This is a genomic window from Desulfovibrio sp. 6_1_46AFAA (genome assembly GCF_000224635.1).
In the GTDB taxonomy this organism is placed as follows: domain Bacteria; phylum Desulfobacterota; class Desulfovibrionia; order Desulfovibrionales; family Desulfovibrionaceae; genus Desulfovibrio; species Desulfovibrio fairfieldensis.
In genome coordinates, this window is record NZ_JH114301.1 from 55,817 (window position 1) to 63,724 (window position 7,908).

Below are 7,908 nucleotides of genomic sequence, written 5' to 3' on the forward strand. Positions count from 1 at the left end.
CGTAACGTAACGTAACGTAAGTAAACGTAAACGTAACGTACTACGTACTCTCTCTCTCTCTCTCTCTCTCTCTCTCTCTCTCTCTCTCTCTCTCTCTCTCTCTCTGCAGGCAATTCAGCGCGGCGCCGGGATGTCCCGCGCCGTTACGAAGAGAAAATATGGTTGCGGATCTCTTCATTTCGCACTGTCCTCTGCAAAAAAATATTGCGTTGCCGTCCGCTTCCCGGAGGCGCGGGGAACCATCCCAGGTCTTTGAAACCGCTGTCCGGCGGGCGGAACAGGCACAAAACCCTTTGTATTTAGTTATCGGAAAATTGATGCATTTACTTTAGTCCCCGATAGATATTTACCAATATCGGGGAGAACGCAAGTGAAGAATGTCGCAAAGCAGGTAAAAAATTTTTGCTGAATAGTATAAAATATACTGTTTTATAAATATATTCAAATAGTTGTGGAATTATACAAAATATCCGGCCGTTCCCGCCCCGCGCTGACGGGCTTGCGCGTTCGCATCCCCTTCGGGAACGAGCGCCGCCGGGCGGCTGCCGGTTACAAAGAAGGCGCGCCCCGTTGTCCGTCGGGGCACGCCTGGGAAGAGACGCGTACTGTCCAAACGCGCCCGTTTGCGGCCGGGGAGGAGATGCACTGCCCCCGGCCGCAATTTGTGGTTATGCTTCTTTCAATTCCTGAATCAGATTGGTCAGGCCCTGGGCCTGGGCGGCCAGGTCGGACACGGCTTTGGCGGCTTCGGCCATGGCTTCGGCGGTCTGGCGGGACATGTCGTTGACCTGGACGATGGACTGGTTGATCTCCTCGCTGGCGGCGGACTGCTCCTCGCTGGCTGTGGCAATGGCGTTGACCTGGTCCGCCGTGGCTTCCACGGTGGCCACAATTTCCTCCAGGGCCGCGCCGGATTGCCCGGCGAGCTCCGTGGCTTCGCCTATGCGTTCCACGGCCTGGTCCACGCCGGTCATGCTCTTGGCCGTGCTTTCCTGAATGGCCTTGATGGCGTTGCCCACGTCATTGGTGGAAGCCATGGTCTTTTCGGCCAGCTTGCGCACCTCGTCGGCCACCACGGCGAAACCGCGCCCGGCCTCGCCCGCGCGGGCGGCCTCAATAGCGGCGTTGAGCGCCAGGAGGTTGGTCTGGTCCGCAATGTCCGAGATCACGCCCATGATCCGGGTGATGTCCTGGGAGTGCTCGTTGAGCTGGACCATGTCGTCCTTGAGAGCCAGGGACATCTGATGGACCTCCCCGATGCTGCGCACGGCCCTTTCCACCACCTGGGACCCGGCCTCGGCCTTTTGCTTGGTTTCGGCGGAGGCCGCGGAGGCGGACCCGGCGTTTCTGGCCACTTCCTGGACAGTGGCGTTCATCTCGTTCATGGCCGTGGCCGCTTCGGAGAGGCGCTGGGCGGACTCTGCCGCGCCCCGGTCGGACTGCTCGATCTGGGCCGAAAGTTCGGTGGAAGCGGAGGAGAGCACGCCGCCCATTGCCTCCAGTTTGTCGGCGGCCACCAGCATGGCCTGGGCCTTGGCCTGGGCTTCCTTGCTCGCGGCCTCGGCCTGGGTCATGGCTTCCTGGGCTTTGCGGGATTGCTCCCGGGCATTCTCGGACTCGCGTTGGGCGTTCTCAATATTCTGTTTCAAAGCGGTGACCATTTCCACAATGGCCCCGTACACGCCCATCTTTTTGCCGCCGTCGTCGATATCGTAATCGCCGCCCACCACGCGGTGGGCGATGCCGTTGAGTTCGCCGGGGTCCTTGCCCAACTGATGCACGGTGTTGCGCACGATCAGGAAGGTCAGCACCACGGCGATCAGAACCGCCAGCAGGGTCAGGGCCGTGCCGATCATATTACTGTTGTCGTACCTGGCGTCGCCTTGGGCACTCATGGCTTCGGCGTTGGTTTTGGCCGCGTCGGCAAGGGCGTTGAGCTTGTCGCTCAGGTCGCGGTAGGCCGTCTCCGAATCGCCCAGCATCAGGGCTTTCGCCTGTTCCAGCTCATCCCGGCGGGAGATGCCCTCCAGGGTTTTGGAAATATCGAAAAAGGACTTTTGTGCCGCATTGACCTCCGCGAGAGCTTTTTTGACGGCTCCCACCTTTACACGGTCGGCCAGTTCGGACAGGTAGGAATCGATTTTTCCCTTCCAGTCGGCCAGGTCCTTTTCATTTTGTTCCCTGCGAGCCGGATCGGGATTGAGAACGTACCGGGTTTCCGCGATGCGGTACTCCGAGATGTCATTATTCAGCTTGCCCGCCAGATCAATGACCGGAATATTCCGCTCCGCCAGTGTGGTGGACATGCCATTGACGTCGCCCATCTGCACCAGCAGATAGACCGCCAGAATGACGATCAGTGCCGTCAACGCGCCCATGCTGGAAGAAATTTTTGTAGACAGTTTCATCAGAAGTTCCTCTCTTGAAGTATGTGTGCGCCCCATCGTTGATCCGGCACGCCCGATTGAACGGGCCGTACCCGTCAGAGAAAAAGGATTCCATTCCCCAGCGCAAAAGGAATGCAAGCCTTTAAGAAATATATGAAAAAAGATCCGCTACGTGCAGCGGCTCTCTCTTTTGGCCGTAACGAAGCGCCGCGCGGGCCGGAGGCTGACAGACATCACAGTGCTTCAAGGAAAGGGGATGTTCCTTTATCCGTCTCATGACACTCCTGGCCGCGGCGAACAGCTTTGCGCGCTGTCCGGCACGGGCCAAGGCCTGAAGTAGAGTTCGTTTCTGATCCTCGAACCTGTTGCCCGAAATACCGTTATCCACACTTCCGGCGCCGTTCTTATGCGACTGTTTTGGACGCCCTCAGAGAATGGCACATGATTACAATCTTATATCGTAAAAATGTGAACTTTCTTTAGTATAAAATTTAATATTTGTAAAATTAAGTAAAAAATAACAAAAACACATAAAATTATCGTTGAACATTCGTATTAATGAGTAGGATAGTTCGCATAAAATAGAGTGTTGGATTTTTCTGGAGAATTAATTATTATATTTCGTAAATCATGGCGGGCATAAAAGTAAGCAAGGCGCTCCGCTGCCAGTTGCGGAGCGCTTTGCTTACAGTCGAAAAAGGATATCCGGCCAACATGCCGGCCTTGTTATGCTTTTTTCAGCTCCCGGATCAGATTCGTGAGACCCTGGGCCTGAGCGACCAGGTCGGACACGGCTTTGGCGGCCTCGGCCATGGCTTCGGCGGTCTGGCGGGACATGTCGTTGACCTGGACAATGGACTGGTTGATTTCTTCGCTGGCGGCGGACTGCTCCTCGCTGGCCGTGGCAATGGCGTTGACCTGATCCGCCGTGGCTTCCACGGTGGCCACAATTTCTTCCAGGGCCGCGCCGGAACGGCTGGCAAGCTCCGTGGCTTCGCCGATGCGTTCCACGGCCTGGTCCACGCCGGTCATGCTTTTGGCCGTGCTCTCCTGGATGGCCTTGATGGCGTTGCCCACGTCATTGGTGGAAGCCATGGTCTTTTCAGCCAGTTTGCGCACCTCGTCGGCCACCACGGCAAAGCCGCGCCCGGCCTCGCCCGCGCGGGCCGCTTCAATAGCGGCGTTGAGCGCCAGCAGGTTGGTCTGGTCCGCAATATCCGAGATCACGCCCATGATCCGGGTGATGTCCTGGGCGTGCTCGTTGAGCTGGGCCATGTCTTCCTTGAGTTCCAGGGACATCTGATGGACCTGGCCGATGCTGTGCACGGCTTTTTCCACCACCTGGGACCCGGCCTCGGCCTTCTGCTTGGTATCGGCGGAAGCGGCGGAGGCGGAACCGGCGTTTTTAGCCACTTCCTGGACAGTGGCGTTCATTTCGTTCATGGCCGTGGCCGCTTCGGAGAGGCGTTGGGCGGACTCGGCCGCGCCCCGGTCGGACTGCTCAATCTGGGCTGAAAGTTCGGTGGAGGCGGAGGAAATAATGCCCGCCATGCTCTCCAACCGTCCGGCGGCGGCCAGCATGCCGTCCTTGCGGGCGTTTTCCGCCGCTTTCCGCGCGTCCTCGGCTTCGTCCATGGCCCGTCTGGCTTCGGCCGTGGCTTGCTCGGCCTCATCCGTCTTTTGTTTCGCCTCGTCAAAAAGCGCGCGTATCCTGTCGACCATGTGCCGGATGCCTCGGGCCAGCATGCCGATCTCGTCTGAACGGGCGCAATCCTTGGCAAGCAGCTTCCGCATGTCGGGGGGAATGGTAAGATTGCCTTCGGCCACGTAGGCCACGAATCCGGCTTCCCCCTTGAGGACGCGGGCAAAATTCCGGGCCATCAGAAAGATGATCAGGCCCACCGCCAGGGAGCAGACGCCCACCAGCCACAGGTTGGCGCGCAGCATGGCGGTGACGCCGCTGAGCATGTCGTCGCGCTCCACCGTCAGTACCAGAAACCAGTCCAGTACCGGGATATGGCGGAAATAGGCTATTTTTTCCTTGCCCTCCCAGACATAGGCCAGCCGCCCGTCGCGTTCGGCCAGAATGTGGCGGGTCCACTCCACCTGTGAATTGTCGGTGCCGATATACTTTTTGTCCGGATGGGCTATGGCCCGCCCGGTATTATTATAGAGAAAGCAGATCCCGGTATGGCCCAGTTTGATGGTATCCGTTGTTCTTTCGGTCAGGACGGGAATATTCACATCGCCGAAGACCACGCCGAGGATTTTGCCGTCAATGACGGCAGGCACCGACAGAATGGTCGTCAGTTCGCCGGTCGATTTGCTGATGATATTTTCTGTCGCCTTTTCGCCCCGCATGGCCTGCTTGAAGTAGTCGCGGTCTTTTCGTGACGTGTTGTTCTGCTTACGGTCGCTGTGGGCGAGAATCGTTCCGTCCGCAGCGACCAGCGCCGTTGCCCTGAACAGAGGAAAATTCTTCTTCAGCTCATCCACGGCGTCCTGGGCGGCCGGAAGCAGTTCCGCAATGTGTTCAGCCGGAGCACCGGCGGCTTTTTCACGCAAAAGGCGCTGAACGCGGGCCACGTTGGTGGCGTTCTGCAGGATGTCCTGCAAGGGGAGTACGATGTTGTTCAACTCGCTTTTCTGCCGTTCAATGACCAGGGTCATTTCCTCGGCAAGCTGGCGGCTCATGGTTTTTTCCGCCGCGTAATAGCTGAATCCGGCGACCACGCACAAGCCGAGCAGGGCGGGGACCAGAATACAGAGAATCATTTTGGGCAATAAGGTCAGGCGCATCTTATCCCTTCCTTGTAAGAAGAGGTGTCAAAACCGGTGGGGTGGCAAAAAGACGCATTCCCTGAGGGGGGGCGAAGTTACCCGGCCCGCTCCATGGCCGCATCATCCACGCCGCTGAGGGCTCCCATTTCGGCTTCGGACAGGAGCTTGTCCAGGTCAAGCAGGATGAGCAGACGGTCATCAAGTTTGCCCACGCCTTTCAGGTAGTCCGAACCGATTCCGGCCACCACCTGGGGCGGAGCCTCGACTGTGGACTCCTTGATGCGCAGCACTTCCCGCACCGCGTCCACCACAAAGCCCACCACCTGCCCCTGCAAATCCATGACCGTGATCCGGGTCTGTCCGTCATGGGCGTTTGTCGCCATGCCGAAACGCCTGCGCATGTCGATGATGGGAATGACCTTGCCCCGCAGGTTGATCACGCCCTCCACAAAGAAAGGCGCTTTGGGCACCTTGGTGATGGGCATCATGCGGATGATTTCCTGCACCCGCAGGATGTCCACGCCGAACTCCTCGTCAGCGATCTTGAACGTCACTAATTGGATAAGCGTAGTGTCGTTATTGTTGGTATGGCCGTTTGTTGTCGTGTCCACCGCAACCTCGCTTCGGTTCGATACATCTGATGAGCGCCTGGGCTTGAGAGCCGGGAGGCCGGAGATCGGCCCCCCGGCTGAGGCGCGCCCCGCTGTCCACGTCGGGGCGCGCTTGGCAAAGGCGTGTGTTGTCCGGAACACGCCTGTTCGCGGCCGGGAAGGAGATGCGTTTCCCCGGCCGCAATCCGTCAGCGTCAGGCCCGCTTCAACTCCTGAATCAGCGTGGTGAGGCTTTGGGCCTGGGCGGCCAGATCGGACACGGCTTTGGCCGCTTCGGCCATGGCCTCGGCGGTCTGTTTGGCCATGTCGTTGACCTGGACGATGGACTGATTGATTTCCTCACTGGCGGCGGACTGCTCCTCGCTGGCTGTGGCGATGGCATTGACCTGGTCCGCCGTGGCCTCCACGGTGGCGACAATTTCCTCCAGGGCCGCGCCGGATTGCCCGGCGAGCTCCGTGGCCTCGCTGATGCGTGCCACGGACTGCTCCACGCCGGTCATGCTCTTTGCCGTGCTTTCCTGGATGGCCTTGATGGCGTTGCCCACGTCGTTAGTGGAAGCCATGGTCTTTTCGGCCAGTTTGCGCACTTCGTCGGCCACCACGGCAAAGCCGCGCCCGGCTTCGCCCGCGCGGGCGGCCTCAATGGCGGCATTCAGGGCCAGGAGGTTGGTCTGGTCCGCGATGTCCGAGATCACGCCCATGATCCGGGTGATATCCTGGGCGTGCTCGTTGAGCTGGGCCATGTCCTCCTTGAGGGTCAGGGACATCTGATGGACCTGGCCGATGCTGTGCACGGCCTTTTCCACGACTTGGGCCCCGGCCTCGGCCTTCTGCTTGGTTTCAGCGGAGGCCGAGGAGGCGGAGCCGGCGTTTTTCGCCACTTCCTGAACCGTGGCGTTCATTTCGTTCATGGCCGTGGCCGCTTCGGAGAGGCGGGTGGCGGATTCGGCCGAACCCCGGTCGGACTGTTCAATCTGGGCGGACAACTGCGTGGATGCGGAGGAGAGCACGCCGCCCATCTGCTCCAGCTTATCGGCGGCCACCAGCATGGCCTGGGTCTTGGCCTGGGCTTCCTTGCTCGCGGCCTCGGCCTGGGTCATGGCTTCCTGGGCTTTGCGGGATTGCTCCCGGGCATTCTCGGACTCGCGTTGGGCGTTCTCAATATTCTGTTTCAAAGCGGTGACCATTTCCACAATGGCCCCGTACACGCCCATCTTTTTGCCGCCGTCGTCGATATCGTAATCGCCGCCCACCACGCGGTGGGCGATGCCGTTGAGTTCGCCGGGGTCCTTGCCCAACTGGCGCACCGTGTTGCGCACGATCAGGAAGGTCAGCACCACGGCGATCAGAACCGCCAGCAGGGTCAGGGCCGTGCCGATCATATTGCTGTTGTCGTACCTGGCGTCGCCTTCGGCGTTCATGGCTTGGGCATTGTTTTTGGCCGCGTCGGCAAGGGCGTTGAGCTTGTCGCTCAGGTCACGGTAGGCCGTCTCCGAATCCCCCAACATCAAAGCTTTCGCCTTTTCCACCTCACCTTGGCGGGAGATGTCCAACAGGTTTTTGGAAATATCGAAAAAGGTTTTTTGCGTCGCATCGACCTTCGCGAGAGCTTTTTTGACGACTTCCATCTTAACGCGGTCGGCCAGCTCGGACAGATAGGAATCAATTTTTTCCTTCCAGTCGGCCAGGTCCTTTTCATTTTGCTCCCTGCGGGCAGGATCGGGATTGAGAACGTATCGGGTTTCCGCGATGCGATATTCCGAGATGTCATTATTCAGCTTGCCCGCCAGATCAATGACCGGAATGTTGCGCTCCGCCAGTGTGGTGGACATGTCATTGACGTTGCCCATCTGTACCAGCAGATAGACCGCCAGAATGGCGATCAGTGCCGTCAATGCGCCCATGCTGGAAGAAATCTTTGTAGACAGTTTCATCAGAATCTCCTCTCTTGAAGATGATGTATGTGCCACGTCGTTGACCCGGTACGTCCGATTGAACGGGCTGTACCCGCCATAGAAAAAGGATTGCATTCCCCAGCGCAGAGGAAATGCAACCCTTTAAGAAGCATATGAAAAATTAAGAAGTATATAAAAAAGTCCCGCTGCGTTCAGCGGTTCTCTCTCTCTCTC

4 protein-coding genes are annotated in these 7,908 nt (G+C 58.7%); all 4 read right to left on the reverse strand.

Annotated elements, in window-relative coordinates:
- Nucleotides 1-668: 668 nt before the first annotated feature.
- On the reverse strand, nt 669-2,408 hold the full coding sequence (locus HMPREF1022_RS03710) for a HAMP domain-containing methyl-accepting chemotaxis protein (protein ID WP_009301954.1): 1,740 nt from the start codon (nt 2,406-2,408) through the stop codon (nt 669-671).
- Nucleotides 2,409-3,113: 705 nt separating this feature from the next.
- Nucleotides 3,114-5,186 carry a methyl-accepting chemotaxis protein gene (locus HMPREF1022_RS03715; protein WP_009301955.1) on the reverse strand — a complete coding sequence of 691 codons (2,073 nt, stop codon included), beginning with the start codon at nt 5,184-5,186 and terminating at the stop codon, nt 3,114-3,116.
- Between the two features lie 77 nt (nt 5,187-5,263).
- Complete coding sequence (locus HMPREF1022_RS03720; protein ID WP_009301956.1) at nt 5,264-5,779, reverse strand: chemotaxis protein CheW; 516 nt, start codon at nt 5,777-5,779, stop codon at nt 5,264-5,266.
- 194 nt (nt 5,780-5,973) lie between these two features.
- Nucleotides 5,974-7,713 carry a methyl-accepting chemotaxis protein gene (locus tag HMPREF1022_RS03725; protein WP_009301957.1) on the reverse strand — a complete coding sequence of 580 codons (1,740 nt, stop codon included), beginning with the start codon at nt 7,711-7,713 and terminating at the stop codon, nt 5,974-5,976.
- Between the last annotated feature and the right edge of the window lie 195 nt (nt 7,714-7,908).